This is a genomic window from Janthinobacterium kumbetense, assembly GCF_023703445.1.
Classification (GTDB): Bacteria; Pseudomonadota; Gammaproteobacteria; order Burkholderiales; family Burkholderiaceae_D; genus Janthinobacterium; species Janthinobacterium kumbetense.
In genome coordinates, this window is the sequence record NZ_JAMQGR010000012.1 from 54,466 (window position 1) to 69,351 (window position 14,886).

13 protein-coding genes are annotated in these 14,886 nt (G+C 61.8%); all 13 read left to right on the forward strand.

The window, feature by feature from the left end; genetic code table 11:
• Positions 1-102: 102 nt before the first annotated feature.
• The 13 genes from NCG91_RS24050 to hisG all read left to right on the forward strand — a co-directional run bounded on the left by NCG91_RS24050 (position 103) and on the right by hisG (position 14,866).
• Complete coding sequence (locus tag NCG91_RS24050; protein WP_251351537.1) at positions 103-4,803, forward strand: glutamate synthase-related protein; 4,701 nt, start codon at positions 103-105, stop codon at positions 4,801-4,803.
• A 79-nt stretch (positions 4,804-4,882) separates the two neighbouring features.
• Positions 4,883-6,346 (forward strand): glutamate synthase subunit beta, encoded by a 1,464-nt coding sequence (locus NCG91_RS24055; protein ID WP_070257787.1) that lies wholly within the window; start codon positions 4,883-4,885, stop codon positions 6,344-6,346.
• Positions 6,347-6,608: 262 nt separating this feature from the next.
• On the forward strand, positions 6,609-7,418 hold the full coding sequence (locus tag NCG91_RS24060; protein WP_034753922.1) for an ABC transporter ATP-binding protein: 810 nt from the start codon (positions 6,609-6,611) through the stop codon (positions 7,416-7,418).
• Positions 7,415-8,197, forward strand: coding sequence for a lipid asymmetry maintenance ABC transporter permease subunit MlaE (gene mlaE, locus NCG91_RS24065; protein WP_034780952.1), 783 nt, complete (start codon positions 7,415-7,417; stop codon positions 8,195-8,197). The genes NCG91_RS24060 and mlaE overlap by 4 nt, the downstream gene beginning before the upstream one ends.
• An 80-nt stretch (positions 8,198-8,277) precedes the next feature.
• Complete coding sequence (gene mlaD / locus NCG91_RS24070) at positions 8,278-8,748, forward strand: outer membrane lipid asymmetry maintenance protein MlaD (protein ID WP_070346035.1); 471 nt, start codon at positions 8,278-8,280, stop codon at positions 8,746-8,748.
• Positions 8,745-9,629, forward strand: coding sequence for an MlaA family lipoprotein (locus tag NCG91_RS24075; protein WP_099666075.1), 885 nt, complete (start codon positions 8,745-8,747; stop codon positions 9,627-9,629). Before mlaD ends, NCG91_RS24075 begins: the two co-directional genes overlap by 4 nt.
• 72 nt (positions 9,630-9,701) lie before the next feature.
• Positions 9,702-10,337: an MlaC/ttg2D family ABC transporter substrate-binding protein gene (locus NCG91_RS24080; RefSeq protein WP_099666076.1), complete on the forward strand. Its 636-nt coding sequence runs from the start codon at positions 9,702-9,704 to the stop codon at positions 10,335-10,337.
• 52 nt (positions 10,338-10,389) lie between these two features.
• Positions 10,390-10,737, forward strand: coding sequence for an STAS domain-containing protein (locus tag NCG91_RS24085; protein WP_077398229.1), 348 nt, complete (start codon positions 10,390-10,392; stop codon positions 10,735-10,737).
• 210 nt (positions 10,738-10,947) lie between these two features.
• The gene (locus NCG91_RS24090) at positions 10,948-11,865 is read left to right on the forward strand and encodes an ABC transporter ATP-binding protein (protein WP_251351538.1); all 918 of its coding nucleotides are present in this window, start codon (positions 10,948-10,950) and stop codon (positions 11,863-11,865) included.
• Complete coding sequence (locus tag NCG91_RS24095; RefSeq protein ID WP_251351539.1) at positions 11,862-12,623, forward strand: ABC transporter permease; 762 nt, start codon at positions 11,862-11,864, stop codon at positions 12,621-12,623. The genes NCG91_RS24090 and NCG91_RS24095 overlap by 4 nt, the downstream gene beginning before the upstream one ends.
• A 70-nt stretch (positions 12,624-12,693) precedes the next feature.
• Positions 12,694-12,930, forward strand: coding sequence for a BolA family protein (locus NCG91_RS24100; RefSeq protein ID WP_034753824.1), 237 nt, complete (start codon positions 12,694-12,696; stop codon positions 12,928-12,930).
• 4 nt (positions 12,931-12,934) lie between these two features.
• Complete coding sequence (gene murA / locus NCG91_RS24105) at positions 12,935-14,185, forward strand: UDP-N-acetylglucosamine 1-carboxyvinyltransferase (protein WP_251351540.1); 1,251 nt, start codon at positions 12,935-12,937, stop codon at positions 14,183-14,185.
• 12 nt (positions 14,186-14,197) lie between these two features.
• Complete coding sequence (gene hisG / locus NCG91_RS24110) at positions 14,198-14,866, forward strand: ATP phosphoribosyltransferase (protein ID WP_077398226.1); 669 nt, start codon at positions 14,198-14,200, stop codon at positions 14,864-14,866.
• Positions 14,867-14,886 lie beyond the last annotated feature (20 nt).

Below are 14,886 nucleotides of genomic sequence, written 5' to 3' on the forward strand. Positions count from 1 at the left end.
GAATCTAATTTAATTCGACTCCGACCCTAATTTTTCTAGTTGAGTTTTTTGTTGCGTTGCACTACTCTAGTTTTTCGATAGTCATATGCAGCGGAGAAGCCCATGAAAGCGCAAGGCCTGTACGACCCAGCCAATGAACACGATGCCTGCGGCGTCGGTTTCGTCGCCCATATCAAGGGCAACAAGACCCATTCGATCGTCGAACAGGGTTTGCTGATTCTGAAAAACCTCGATCACCGGGGCGCCGTGGGCGCCGATGCGCTGATGGGCGATGGCGCCGGCATCCTGATCCAGATTCCCGACCAGTACTACCGCGAAGAAATGGCCAAGCAGGGCGTGGAATTGCCGCCGCCTGGCGAATACGGCGTGGGCATGGTCTTCCTGCCGAAGGAACACGCATCGCGCATCGCGTGCGAACAGGAAATCGAACGCGCCGTGCGCATCGAGGGCCAGGTCGTGCTGGGCTGGCGCAACGTGCCCATCGATACGGACATGCCGATGTCGCCCACCGTGCGCGCGAAGGAACCGGTGATTCGCCAGATCTTCATCGGCCGCGGCCCGGACATCATGGTCACCGACGCGCTGGAACGCAAACTGTATGTGATCCGCAAATCGTCGGGCCACGCCATCCAGGCCTTGAAACTGCTGCACGGCAAGGAATTCTTCGTGCCCTCGATGTCGGCCCGTACCATCGTCTATAAGGGCTTGCTGCTGGCCGACCAGGTGGGCGTGTACTACAAGGACTTGCAGGATGCGCGCTGCATCTCGGCCCTGGCCCTGGTGCACCAGCGTTTCTCGACGAATACCTTCCCCGAATGGCCGCTGGCCCACCCGTACCGCCTGATTGCCCATAACGGCGAGATCAACACGGTGAAAGGCAATTTCAACTGGATGCGCGCGCGCGAAGGCGTGATGAAGTCGGCCGTGCTGGGCGACGACCTGCAGAAACTGTTCCCGCTGATCTATGAAGGCCAGTCCGACACGGCGTGCTTCGACAATGCGCTGGAATTGCTGCTGATGGCCGGCTACCCGATCGCCCAGGCGATGATGATGATGATTCCGGAAGCGTGGGAAAACCACACGACGATGGACGACAACCGCCGCGCCTTCTATGAATACCACGCGGCCATGATGGAACCGTGGGACGGCCCCGCCGCCATGGCATTCACGGACGGCCGCCACATCGGCGGCACGCTGGACCGCAATGGCTTGCGTCCGGCCCGCTACATCGTCACGGACGACGACCTGGTGGTGATGGCGTCGGAATCGGGCGTGCTGCCGATCCCGGAATCGAAAATCATCCAGAAATGGCGCTTGCAGCCCGGTAAAATGTTCCTGATCGACCTGGAAGCGGGCCGCATCATCGACGACCAGGAATTGAAAAACACTTACGCCAACGCCAAGCCATATAAAGCGTGGATCAACTCGGTGCGCATCAAGCTCGACGAGATCAAGCTGGCCGAAGGACAGGCGAAACAGGACCGCGCCCAGGGCGAAAAAGCCCAGCCGTCGCTGCTGAACCGCCAGCAGGCGTTCGGCTACACCCAGGAAGACTTGAAATTCCTCATGGCGCCGATGGCCGTGGCCGGCGAAGAGGCGACGGGCTCGATGGGCAATGACTCGCCGCTGGCCGTCATGTCGAACAAGCTCAAACCGCTGTATAACTACTTCAAGCAACTGTTCGCGCAAGTGACGAATCCGCCGATCGACCCGATCCGCGAAGCGATGGTGATGTCGCTGGTGTCCTTCATCGGCCCGAAACCGAACTTGCTCGATACGAACAATGTCAACCCGCCGATGCGCCTGGAAGTGGCGCAGCCCGTGCTGGGCTTTGACGACATGGCCCGCTTGCGCAACATCAGCGCCCACACGGGCGGCAAGTTCAAGTCGTACGAACTGGACATCTGCTACCCGCTGGCCTGGGGCAAGGAAGGCGTGGAAGCGTGCCTGGCCTCGCTGTGCGCGGAAGCCGTCGACGCCGTGAAATCCGGCCACAATATCCTCATCGTCTCGGACCGCGCCATTTGCGCCGACCAGGTGGCGATCCCCGCGCTGCTGGCCACCTCCACCGTGCATCAGCACCTGGTGAGCAAGGGTTTGCGCGCCTCCACCGGTCTCGTCGTGGAAACGGGCTCGGCCCGCGAAACGCACCACTTCGCTTTGCTCGCCGGCTACGGCGCGGAAGCCGTCCACCCGTATCTGGCCATGGAAACCCTGGTCGAGATGGCGCACGGCTTGCCCGGTGACTTGTCGGGCGACAAGGCCATCTACAACTACACCAAGGCAGTGGGTAAAGGCTTGATGAAAGTCATGTCGAAGATGGGCATTTCCACGTATATGTCGTACTGCGGCGCGCAAATCTTCGAAGCCATCGGCTTGAACAAGTCGCTGGTGGACAAATACTTCAAGGGCACGGCCTCGAACGTGGAAGGCATCGGCGTGTTTGAAGTGGCGGAAGAGGCGCTGCGCCTGCACGCGCTGGCCTTCGGCAACGATCCCGTGCTGGCTGACAAGCTCGATGCGGGCGGCGAATACGCGTTCCGCGTGCGCGGTGAAGACCACATGTGGACACCGGATGCGATTGCGAAATTGCAGCATTCCACGCGCAGCAACAATTTCTCCAGCTATAAGGAATATGCGCAAATCATCAACGACCAGAGCCGTCGCCACCTGACCCTGCGCGGCTTGTTCGAGTTCAAGCTCGACCCGACCAAGGCGATCCCGCTCGACGAAGTGGAGCCGGCCAAGGAAATCGTCAAGCGCTTCGCCACGGGCGCCATGTCGCTGGGCTCCATCAGCACGGAAGCGCACGCGACCCTGGCCGTGGCCATGAACCGCATCGGCGGCAAGTCGAACACGGGCGAGGGCGGCGAAGATCCGAACCGCTACACGCAGGAATTGAAGGGCATCCCGATCCGCCAGGGCGACACCATGGCGTCGGTGGTGGGCGCCGAGCAGATCGTCGTCGATATTCCGCTGCAGGAAGGCGATTCCATGCGCTCGCGCATCAAGCAGGTGGCGTCGGGACGTTTCGGCGTCACGGCGGCCTACCTGAACTCGGCCGACCAGATCCAGATCAAGATGGCGCAGGGCGCGAAACCGGGCGAAGGCGGCCAGTTGCCAGGCCATAAGGTGTCGGAATACATCGCCAGCCTGCGCTTTTCCGTGCCGGGCGTGGGCTTGATTTCGCCGCCGCCGCACCACGACATCTATTCGATCGAAGATCTGGCGCAGCTGATCCATGACTTGAAGAACGCCAATCCGCGCGCCTCGATCTCCGTGAAACTGGTGTCGGAAGTGGGCATCGGCACGGTGGCTGCCGGCGTCACGAAGGCGAAAGCCGACCACGTGGTCGTCGCCGGCCACGACGGCGGCACGGGCGCTTCGCCTCTGTCGTCCGTGAAACATGCGGGCACGCCGTGGGAGCTGGGTCTGGCTGAAACGCAACAAACGCTGGTCTTGAACGGCTTGCGCAGCCGCATCCGCGTGCAAGCCGACGGCCAGATGAAGACGGGCCGCGACGTGGTCATCGCCGCCCTGCTGGGCGCCGACGAGATCGGTTTCGCCACGGCGCCGCTGGTGGTCGAAGGCTGCATCATGATGCGCAAATGCCACTTGAATACGTGCCCGGTGGGCGTGGCCACGCAAGATCCGGTGCTGCGCGCCAAGTTCTCGGGCAAGCCCGAGTACGTCGTCAATTACTTCTTCTTCGTCGCTGAGGAAGCCCGTCAGTTGATGGCGCAGCTGGGCATCCGCACGTATGACGAGCTGATCGGCCGCGTGGACTTGCTCGATAAATCGAAGGCGATTTCGCACTGGAAGGCGCAGGGACTGGACTTCTCGGCCATCTTCTACAAGCCGGAAACCCCGGATGGCCAGGCCTGTCGCCACGTGGAGTTCCAGGACCATGCACTGGAAAAGGCGCTGGACCACAAGCTGATCGCGCAAGCGCGCGCGGCGCTGGAAAAGGGCGAGCGCGTCTCCTTCATCTCGCCCGTGCGCAACTTGAACCGCACGGTGGGCACCATGCTGTCCGGCGAAGTGGCGAAGAAATACGGCCATGCCGGCTTGCCGGACGACACCATCCACATCCAGCTGCAAGGCACGGCGGGCCAGTCGGCCTGCGCCTTCCTGGCGCACGGCATCACCATCGACCTGGTGGGCGAGGGCAACGATTACGTGGGTAAAGGTTTATCCGGCGGGCGCATCATCGTGCGGCCGAATACGGAATTCCGTGGCTGGGCCGTGGACAACATCATCATCGGCAATACGGTGCTGTACGGCGCCATTGCCGGCGAAGCCTTCTTCAATGGCGTGGCGGGCGAACGCTTTGCCGTGCGCAACTCGGGCGCCACCACGGTGGTCGAGGGCCTGGGCGACCATGGCTGCGAATACATGACGGGCGGCACGGTGGTGGTCCTGGGCAACACGGGACGCAACTTCGCGGCCGGCATGTCGGGCGGCATCGCCTATGTGTATGACCCGGCGGGCGACTTTGCCAGCAAGTGCAACACGGCCATGGTCAGCCTGGACAAGGTCGTCTCCGCGGCGGAGCAGCATCTGGACCGCGACGCCTGGCATACGCAGCACCGCGACGGCGTGCCGGAAGCGGATGAAGTCATCCTCAAGCGCCTGATCGAGCGTCACTTCAAGCACACGGGCAGCACCCGCGCCCGCGTCTTGCTGGACGACTGGGCCGCGGCGCGCGGCAAGTTCGTGAAAGTCTTCCCGAACGAATACAAGCGTGCGCTGATTGAAATGGCTGCCGATGCCGCCATGGAAGTCCAAGCCGTCGCCGCCTGAGCCAGCCAAGATCAATCGCATAGAGCAATGACAGGGAGCGGCCCGGCCGCTCCCAGCCAGCAAATACAAAGGAAACATCGTGGGTAAAATTACCGGCTTCATGGAATTCAAGCGCCAGGACGAACACTATCTGGAGCCTGCCGCGCGTCTGAAGAACTACAAGGAATTCGTGCTGCACCTGTCGGACGCGCAAGCGACCGTGCAAGGCGCGCGCTGCATGGATTGCGGCATTCCCTTCTGCACCACGGGTTGTCCCGTGAATAACATCATTCCCGACTGGAATGACCTGGTGTACCGCGGCGCTTACCGCGAAGCGCTCGACATCTTGCATTCGACCAACAACTTCCCGGAATTTACGGGCCGCATCTGCCCGGCGCCGTGCGAATCGGCCTGCACCCTGGGCATCCATGAAGATCCGGTCGGCATCAAGTCGATCGAGCATAAAATCATCGACATGGGCTGGGAGCACGGCTGGGTCACGCCGCAGCCTGCAGGCTTCAGTACCGGCAAGAAAGTGGCCATCGTCGGTTCCGGCCCTGCGGGCCTGGCGGCGGCGCAGCAGCTGGCGCGCGCCGGTCACGCCGTCACCGTGTTCGAGAAGAGCGACCGGGTCGGTGGTTTGTTGCGCTATGGCATCCCCGACTTCAAGATGGAAAAGTCGCACATCGACTTGCGCGTGAAACAGATGGAAGCCGAAGGCGTGGTGTTCCGTACCAGCGTACTGGTGGGCAAGGATTTCCCTGCCCACGTGAACAACTGGGCCAAGGAAACCATTTTCCCGGAAGACCTGGAAAAAGAATTCGACGCCGTCATCATGGCCGGCGGCGCCGAGCAGCCGCGCGACTTGCCCGTGCCGGGCCGCGAGCTGAAGGGCGTGCATTTCGCCATGGATTTCCTGCCGCTGCAAAACAAGGTCAACGCGGGCGACAAGCTCAAGGACCAGATCAAGGCCACGGGCAAGCACGTGGTGGTGATCGGCGGCGGCGACACGGGTTCCGACTGCGTCGGCACCTCGAACCGCCATGGCGCCGCCTCGGTGGCCCAGTTCGAACTGATGCCGCAGCCGCCGGAACAGGAAAACAAGCCGCTGGTGTGGCCGTACTGGCCGACCAAGCTGCGCACCTCGTCTTCGCACGAGGAAGGCTGCGAGCGCGACTGGGCCGTGGCCACCAAGCGTTTCGAAGGCAAGGGCGGCAAGGTGGAAAAGCTGATCGCCTGCCGTGTCGAATGGAAAGACGGCAAGATGAGCGAAGTGCCGAACTCGGAATTCGAGATGAAGGCGGACCTGGTCTTCCTGGCCATGGGTTTTGTTTCCCCTGTGCAACAGGTGCTGGAAGCGTTCGGCGTCGACACGGATGCGCGCGGCAATGTCAAAGCGACAACAGATGGCGCCGGCTGCTACCAGACCTCGGTGGCCAAGGTGTTTGCGGCCGGCGACATGCGCCGCGGCCAGTCGCTGGTGGTGTGGGCCATCCGCGAAGGGCGCCAGTGTGCGCGCGCCGTCGATGAGTTCCTGATGGGGGCTTCCCTGCTGCCGCGCTAAAATTAACGAGCAATTGGTCGTTTTTTTGCCAGGGCCACGGCGCGGAATGCGGCGTGGCCCTTGTTATTTTTACTTGTCAAGTCAACAGCTGTGAACATCGCCGGACAGGGACGCGATGTGCGGGCCAAATTTCCACTACAATATCTGACTTTCGATTCATTAGTGTTGTATTCTTCCCCTTTACGGGGCTGTCCCGAGGGGTGTCTCAGCAGAGGTTGGCGTTTCTGCACTACAATACGCCATTAAAATAGTGAGCTTCGTCGTGCCAAATCTTGTTGAGATCCGTGATTTACACTTTGCCTATGGAGAACGTTCGATTTTATCGGGCCTTCAAATGGATTTCCCACGTGGAAAAGTTGTGGCCGTCATGGGTGGCTCCGGCAGTGGCAAGACGACCGTATTGCGCCTGATCGGCGGGCAGCTGCGTCCCAGTTCCGGTTCCGTGAATGTCGACGGCCAGATCGTGCATACGCTGGGAACCGACGAGCTGTATCAGCTGCGCCGCAAGATGGGCATGCTGTTCCAGCACGGCGCTTTGTTTACAGACTTGACGGCGTTCGAGAACGTGGCGTTCCCCCTGCGCGAACACACGGACTTGAATGAAGAGCTGATCCGCACCCTGGTGCTGATGAAGCTGCATGCCGTCGGCTTGCGCAATGCGGCGCAATTGAAACCGGCCGAGATCTCGGGCGGCATGGGCCGCCGCGTCGCGCTGGCGCGCGCTATCGCGCTCGACCCCGAACTGATCATGTACGACGAGCCGTTCGCCGGCCTGGACCCGATTTCCATGGGCGTGACGGCGAATTTGATCCGCAATCTGAACGATGCGCTGGGTTCCACGTCTATCCTGGTATCGCACGATGTGAAGGAGTGTTTCGCCATCGCTGATTATGTCTATTTTCTGTCATCGGGCAAGATTGTGGCGCACGGCACGCCGGCCGAGATGGCCGTGTCGACGCATCCGTACGTCAAGCAGTTCGTCAATGCCGAGGCCGATGGCCCCGTACCGTTCCATTACCCGGGCAAGTCGCTGGCCGACGACCTGGGCTTGCAGGCGGGGGGCGGCCGATGATCGCGCGTTTCCTGGCGGCGATCGGAGCATGGTTGCGCAATTCGGTACAAGACCTCGGCTTTGCCGTGCGCTCGTTTTTCATCATCATCGCCTCGTCGGGCGGCCTGTGGCGCCGTCCGCGCTTGGTGATTGAGCAACTGTTTTTTATCGGTAACCGCTCGCTGGTGATTACCGCCGTCTCCGGCCTGTTTGTCGGCATGGTGCTGGGTTTGCAAGGCTATTACACCCTGACCACGTATGGCGCCGAGCAGTCGCTGGGCTTGCTGGTGGCGCTGTCGCTGACGCGCGAACTGGGCCCCGTCGTCACGGCGCTGCTGTTTGCCGGCCGCGCCGGCACCTCGCTGACGGCGGAAATCGGCCTGATGAAGGCGGGCGAGCAATTGTCGGCCATGGAAATGATGGCCGTGAACCCGATCCAGCGCGTGCTGGCGCCCCGTTTCTGGGCCGGCGTGATCGCCATGCCTATCCTGGGCGCCATCTTCACGGCCGTCGGCATCATCGGCAGCTACCTGGTCGGCGTGGTGCTGATCGGCGTCGATGAAGGCTCGTTCTGGTCGCAGATGCAGGGCGGCGTGGATGTCTGGAAAGAAGTGGGCAATGGCACCATCAAGAGCCTGGTGTTCGGTATTGCGGTGACCTTCATCGCGCTGTTCCAGGGGTACCAGGCACAGCCGACGCCGGAAGACGTGTCCGGCGCCACCACGCGCACGGTGGTCATTTCATCGTTGATGGTGTGGTGGCTCGATTTCATGATGACGGCGTTGATGTTTAGCAAGTAATTGCCAATCAGCGACAAAACAGCGGGCCTGGGCAAGATGTTGCGCAGGCGGCAGCAAGTAAAAATTATTTAGGATTGTTTATGCAACGTAAATCTTTGGATGTCTGGGTCGGCTTGTTCGTCTTGCTGGGTGTGGCGGCATTGATGTTTCTGGCGCTCAAGGCCGGCAATATGAGCTCGCTGTCTTTCAGCAAGACGTATACCATTAGTGCCAAGTTCGACAATATTGGCGGCCTCAAGCCGCAGGCGCCCGTCAAGGGCGCTGGCGTGGTGGTGGGGCGCGTGGCGGAGATCCGCTTTGACGACAAGACGTATCAGGCGCTGGTGAAACTCGACATCGAAGATGGCTACAAATTTCCGAAAGACAGCTCGGCCAAGATTTTGACGGCCGGTTTGCTGGGTGAGCAATATATCGGCCTGGAAGCAGGCGGCGATCTGGCGAACCTGGCGGAGGGCGACAAGATTGCCCGTACTCAATCGGCCACAGTGCTGGAAGACCTGATCAATCAGTTCATCTACAGCAAGGCAGCGGAAGGAAAGGACAGCAAATGAGCGAGTCGACCAAACAATCCCAAGGCAGCCTGGCGCGTATCGGCCTGGCCCTGGCCATCGCCGCCAGCGTGAGCGCTTGCGCCACCGGCACCAATCCGCGCGACCCGCTCGAGGGTTACAACCGCGCCATGTTCAAGTTCAACGACACCGTCGACCAGGTGGCCCTGAAACCGGTCGCCACGGCTTACAAGACCGTCACGCCATCGTTCGTGCAAACGGGCGTGGGCAATTTCTTCGGCAACTTGTCCGATGTGTGGAGCGCCGTGAACAACTTGCTGCAAGGCAAGGGTGAGGCGGGCTTGCAAGACGTCGTGCGCGTCAGCATGAACTCGACCTTCGGCATCTTCGGCCTGATCGACATCGCGTCGCAGGCGGGCATTCCGAAGCATAACGAAGACTTTGGCCAGACCCTGGGCTGGTATGGCGTCCAGCCTGGTCCGTACGTGATGCTGCCGCTGCTGGGCCCATCGACCGTGCGCGACACGGTGGCCCTGCCGCTCGATATCACGGGCGACCCATGGCGCTACAAGGAGCCTGTCTCGGTGCGCAATATCGGCACGGTGACGCGCGTCGTCGACAAGCGCGCCGCGCTGCTCGACGCGACCAACCTGATGGAAGCGGCCGCACTGGACCGTTATGAATTCATCCGCGACGGCTTCCTGCAGGCGCGCGAAAGCAAGGTTTTCGATGGCGATACGGACCGCCGCGACCGCAAAGTGCCAAAAAACGACACCAGCGATTACGAGCCGGCCTATGAGGCGCAACCGCAGCCTGTCCCAGCGGAAACGCCGCCTGCGACGGCCGCGGCCGATGTGGCGCCGGCGGACCTCGTAACATCTGGTAGCAATACCGTGGCTTCCCAGGCTAGGCCTCAGGAGTAAACTGCGGTAAAGAAACACCACGGCTGCGATCGACGCCAGCCGGTGCATAGCAACACCATGAAAGGTAGAACCATGAAATTGATGAAACAACTGCTGGCGATGGCCACCATCGCCTTTGCCACCGCCGCCCAGGCCGCTCCCGCCGTGGAAGCGCCGGACGTCTTGGTCAAACGCATCAGCCAGGACGTGATCGAGACGGCCAAGAACGACAAGGCCATCCAGGCTGGCGATATCAAGCGCGTCACCGAATTGGTGGAAAGCAAGATCCTGCCGTACGTGGATTTCCAGCGCATGACGGCCCTGGCCGCCGGCCGCTTCTGGCGCGACGCCACGCCGGACCAGCAAAAACAGCTGTCCAGCGAATTCCGTACCCTGCTGATCTACACATATTCGGGCGCCTTGTCGCAGATCAAGAACGAAACCGTGGAATTCAAGCCGCTGCGCGCCGACCCGGCCGACACGGAAGTGGAAGTGCGCTCGCAGGTGAATGTGGCGCGCGGCGAACCCGTGCCCCTGAACTACCGCGTGGCGAAAACCCCATCCGGCTGGAAGATCTATGACATCAACGTGCTGGGCGCGTGGCTGGTGGAAACGTACAAAAGCAGCTTCGCCAGCGAGATCAGCAAGGGCGGCATCGATGGCCTGATCAAGACCTTGCAGGCAAAAAACAAGGCCCTGGCCAGCCGTCCCGCTGCCAAAGCCAAATAATCGGCTATCATATAGCTCCTGACCCAGCTCCAGACCAGCGCAGCCCGACGCCATGCCCGACTCTCTCGACACCTTGCAGTCCCTGACTTCCCTGACCGTGCACAATGCCACTTCGGCATTGGAGCAGGGTCTGGACGCCATCCGCTCGGGTCAGACGAAGTTTGACTTGCGCAACGTCAAAGCCGTCGATTCGGCCGCCGTCTCCGTCATGCTGACGTGGCAGCGCGCCGCGCAGGATGCCGGCGGCGTGCTGGAGCTGAAAAACCTGCCGGACAACCTGAAAAACCTTACCAAGCTGTATGGCGTCTGCTCGCTCGTTTCGAGCACGTTGACGACCGACGACTGCGCCAGCGCCGGCGGCCACGCCGAACGCAGCCCGTCCGACCTGCATCATCATTGATCCTGTCCCACTCCCCGCATCAGCAGTAGCTTTCAAGCCGGCAGGCCAGCAGCGCCGTCGGATTGATCTCCAAGTGTTCCACGAAGTTTCCAACTATAATTGACTGTTGCGCCACCCTCTGCGGAAGGGGCGCCCTGCACCGGCCAGCCGGCCTGCATTGCACCGGCAACTGGCGCATCACACCAGACGCATTACACTTGAAACAAGCACATGACCGCAATTCAAATAACGAATGTAGAAAAGAGCTATAAATCGCTCAAGGCGCTGGGCGGCGTGTCGCTGGCCATCGAAGAAGGCGAGTTTTTCGGCCTGCTCGGCCCGAACGGCGCCGGCAAGACCACCCTCATTTCCATCATCGCCGGCCTGATACGCCCCGACGCGGGCACCGTCAAGATCCATGGCCACGACGTGGTCACGGACTTCCGCAATGCGCGCCGCAACCTGGGCGTGGTGCCGCAGGAACTGGTATTCGACCCGTTTTTCACCGTGCGCGAAACTTTGCGCCTGCAGTCCGGCTATTTCGGCTTGCCGAACAACGACAGGTGGATCGACGAGGTCATGGAAAACCTCGACCTGACCGGCAAGGCCGATACGAACATGCGCGCCCTGTCCGGCGGCATGAAGCGCCGCGTGCTCGTGGCCCAGGCGCTGGTGCACAAGCCGCCCGTCATCGTGCTCGATGAGCCGACGGCCGGCGTCGACGTGGAACTGCGCCAGACGCTGTGGAAGTTCATCTCGCGCCTGAACCGCGAAGGCGGCCACACGGTCGTGCTGACCACGCACTACCTGGAAGAGGCGCAAGCCATGTGCCAGCGCGTGGCCATGCTGAAAACCGGCAAGGTGGTGGCGCTCGACACCATGTCGGCCCTGATCCGCCGCATCGCCGGCTCGCAGCTGCAGCTGCACCTCAAGAATGGCAGCCTGCCGGCCGACCTGCAGCACCTGGTGCTGCACCCGGAAGAACAGCAGGCGCCGAACAAGTTCAGCCTGCGCGTCAACGAATACAGCGAAGTCGAAAAAATCCTCGCCCGCCTGCGCGAAGCGGGCGCCGAGATCGATGAAATGCAATTGCAACAAGCCGACCTGGAAGATATCTTCTTGCAGATCATGGATAAAGGTACCGTATGATTTCGACAGGATTTCGCACCCTCGTCTACAAAGAGACGCTGCGCTTCTGGAAAGTGGCGACGCAAACCGTGGCCGCGCCCGTGCTCACGTCGATGCTGTACCTGCTGGTGTTCGGCCATGTGCTCGACGGCCGCGTGGAGCCGAGCCCCGGCGTCAGCTACACGGCCTTCCTGATTCCCGGCCTGGTGATGATGAGCGTGCTGCAAAACGCGTTCGCCAATTCCTCGTCCTCGCTGATCCAGTCCAAGATCACGGGCAACCTCGTGTTCGTGCTGCTCACGCCTTTGTCGCACTGGGAAATCTTCTCGGCGTATGTACTCGCTTCCGTCGCGCGCGGCCTGGCCGTGGGCTTTGGCGTGTTTGCCATCACGTGCTGGTTCGCCGACCTGTCGTTTGTCGCGCCGCTGTGGATCGTCGTCTTCGCCTTTTTGGGCGCCGCCATGCTGGGCACCATGGGCTTGATCGCCGGCATCTGGGCCGAGAAATTCGACCAGCTGGCCGCCTTCCAGAACTTCCTGATCATGCCGGCCACCTTCTTGTCGGGCGTGTTCTATTCGATCCACTCGCTGCCGCCGTTCTGGCAGACGGTATCGCATCTGAACCCCTTCTTTTACATGATCGACGGTTTCCGCTACGGCTTCTTCGGCGTGTCCGACGTCAGCCCGTGGCTCAGCGTGTCCATTGTCGCCGGCTTCCTCGTGATCCTGGCGCTGGCGTCGATCCGCCTGCTGAAGAGCGGCTATCGTTTGCGACATTGATTACGACACTCATTGCGCCGTTGATTGCGGCACATCACATCACTACATTATTCAATATCAAGGACTTATCGTGACCACCACTCCAGAACTGATCCACGGCTATCTGTCGGCCGGCCTCGAATGCACGCACCTCGAAGTGGAGGGCGATGGCCAGCACTTCCAGGCCGTGATCGTTTCGCCCGCGTTTGCCGGCAAGCGTTTGATCCAGCGTCACCAGATCGTCTACGCGGCGCTGGGCGACCGCATGCGCGAGGAAATCCACGCGCTGTCGATGAAAACCCTGACACCTGAAGAATTCCAAGGATAAGCACATGGACAAGCTCCTCATCAACGGCGGCAACCGCCTGAACGGCGACATCGCCATCTCCGGCGCGAAAAACGCGGCCCTGCCCATCCTGTGCGCGGGTCTGCTGACCGCGGGCGACCTGAACCTGACGAACGTGCCGCACCTGCACGACGTGGCCACCATGCTGAAACTGCTGGGCCAGACGGGCCTGAAAGTGCAGCAGGACGGCGACCGCGTGGTTCTCAACGGCAGCGCCATCGACACCCTGGAAGCGCCGTATGAACTGGTGAAAACCATGCGCGCCTCGATCCTCGTGCTGGGCCCCCTGCTGGCGCGCTTCGGCGAAGCCAAGGTTTCGCTGCCGGGCGGCTGCGCCATCGGTTCGCGTCCCGTCGACCAGCACATCAAGGGCCTCGAAGCGCTGGGCGCCGAGATCCGCATCGAAGCGGGCTACATCTACGCCAAGTGCGCCAAGCTGAAAGGCGCGCGCATCGTCACCGACATGATCACCGTCACCGGCACCGAAAACCTGCTGATGGCAGCGACCCTGGCCGAAGGCGAAACCATCCTGGAAAACGCCGCCTGCGAACCGGAAGTCACCGATCTGGCGCACCTGCTGGTGGCCATGGGCGCGAAGATCGACGGCATCGGCACCAGCCGCCTGGTGATCCAGGGCGTCGACGCCCTGCACGGCGCCTCGCACGCGGTGATCGCCGACCGTATCGAAACGGGCACCTTCCTGTGCGCCGTGGCGGCCACCGGCGGCGATATCACCCTGCGCAACGTGCGCACCGATATCCTCGACGCGGCCCTCGACAAGCTGCGCGCCATGGGCCTGACGATGACCTTCGGCGCCGACTGGATCCGCGCCGAGATGTCGGCCCGTCCGAACCCCGTCAGCTTCCGCACCACGGAATACCCGGGCTTCCCGACCGACATGCAGGCGCAGTTCATGGCGGTGAACACGATCGCGAATGGCGCCAGCCGCGTCACCGAGACGATCTTCGAGAACCGCTTCATGCACGTGCAGGAAATGAACCGCCTGGGCGCCGACATCACCATCGAAGGCAACACGGCCATCATCGCCGGCGTCAAGCAGCTGCGCGGCGCGCCCGTGATGGCGACCGACCTGCGCGCTTCGGCGTCGCTGGTGATCGCGGCCCTGGCCGCCGATGGCGAAACCCTGATCGACCGCATCTATCACCTCGACCGCGGCTACGACCGCATGGAAGTGAAATTGTCGGCCGTCGGCGCGAACATCGTACGCATTAAATAACAAGGAACGAGCATGAACGGATCGAACACGGGCGACAATTCGCAGCTGATACTGGCGCTCTCGAAAGGCCGCATTTTTGAGGACACCATGCCGCTGCTGGAAGCGGCCGGCATCAAGGTGCTGGAAAACCCGGAGACCTCGCGCAAGCTGATTTTGGCCACCAACGATCCGAACGTGCGCGTCATCATCGTGCGCGCCAGCGACGTGCCGACCTACGTGCAGTACGGCGCGGCCGATTTCGGCGTGGCGGGCAAGGATGTCTTGCTCGAACACGGCGGCGAGGGCCTGTACCAGCCGATCGACCTGAATATCGCCTCTTGCCGCATGTCGGTGGCGGTGCAGGCCGGCTTCGACTACGAAAAGGCCGTGCACCAGGGCGCGCGCCTGCGCGTGGCCACCAAGTTCGTGCACACGGCGCGCGAGCATTTCGCCGCCAAGGGCGTGCACGTCGACCTGATCAAGCTGTATGGCTCGATGGAGCTGGCGCCTTTGGTGGGCCTGTCGGACGCCATCGTCGACCTGGTCAGCACGGGCAGCACTTTGCGCGCGAACAACCTCGTCGAGGTCGAGCACATCATGGAAATTTCGTCGCGCCTGGTGGTCAACCAGGCTGCGCTCAAGCTCAAGCGCGAGCGCTTGCAGCCGATCATCGAGGCGTTTGAACGCGCTTCGCAAGCCTAGATACCTTCAGTAGCAGAAAG

What these genes read in the sequence shown, in the direction of transcription:
- NCG91_RS24050 (WP_251351537.1), top strand. Translation starts at nt 103, where the DNA reads ATGAAAGCGCAAGGCCTGTACGACCCAGCCAATGAACACGATGCCTGC.
- mlaE (WP_034780952.1), top strand. Translation starts at nt 7,415, where the DNA reads ATGATCGCGCGTTTCCTGGCGGCGATCGGAGCATGGTTGCGCAATTCG.
- mlaD (WP_070346035.1), top strand. Translation starts at nt 8,278, where the DNA reads ATGCAACGTAAATCTTTGGATGTCTGGGTCGGCTTGTTCGTCTTGCTG.
- NCG91_RS24075 (WP_099666075.1), top strand. Translation starts at nt 8,745, where the DNA reads ATGAGCGAGTCGACCAAACAATCCCAAGGCAGCCTGGCGCGTATCGGC.
- NCG91_RS24080 (WP_099666076.1), top strand. Translation starts at nt 9,702, where the DNA reads ATGAAATTGATGAAACAACTGCTGGCGATGGCCACCATCGCCTTTGCC.
- NCG91_RS24085 (WP_077398229.1), top strand. Translation starts at nt 10,390, where the DNA reads ATGCCCGACTCTCTCGACACCTTGCAGTCCCTGACTTCCCTGACCGTG.
- NCG91_RS24090 (WP_251351538.1), top strand. Translation starts at nt 10,948, where the DNA reads ATGACCGCAATTCAAATAACGAATGTAGAAAAGAGCTATAAATCGCTC.
- NCG91_RS24095 (WP_251351539.1), top strand. Translation starts at nt 11,862, where the DNA reads ATGATTTCGACAGGATTTCGCACCCTCGTCTACAAAGAGACGCTGCGC.
- murA (WP_251351540.1), top strand. Translation starts at nt 12,935, where the DNA reads ATGGACAAGCTCCTCATCAACGGCGGCAACCGCCTGAACGGCGACATC.
- hisG (WP_077398226.1), top strand. Translation starts at nt 14,198, where the DNA reads ATGAACGGATCGAACACGGGCGACAATTCGCAGCTGATACTGGCGCTC.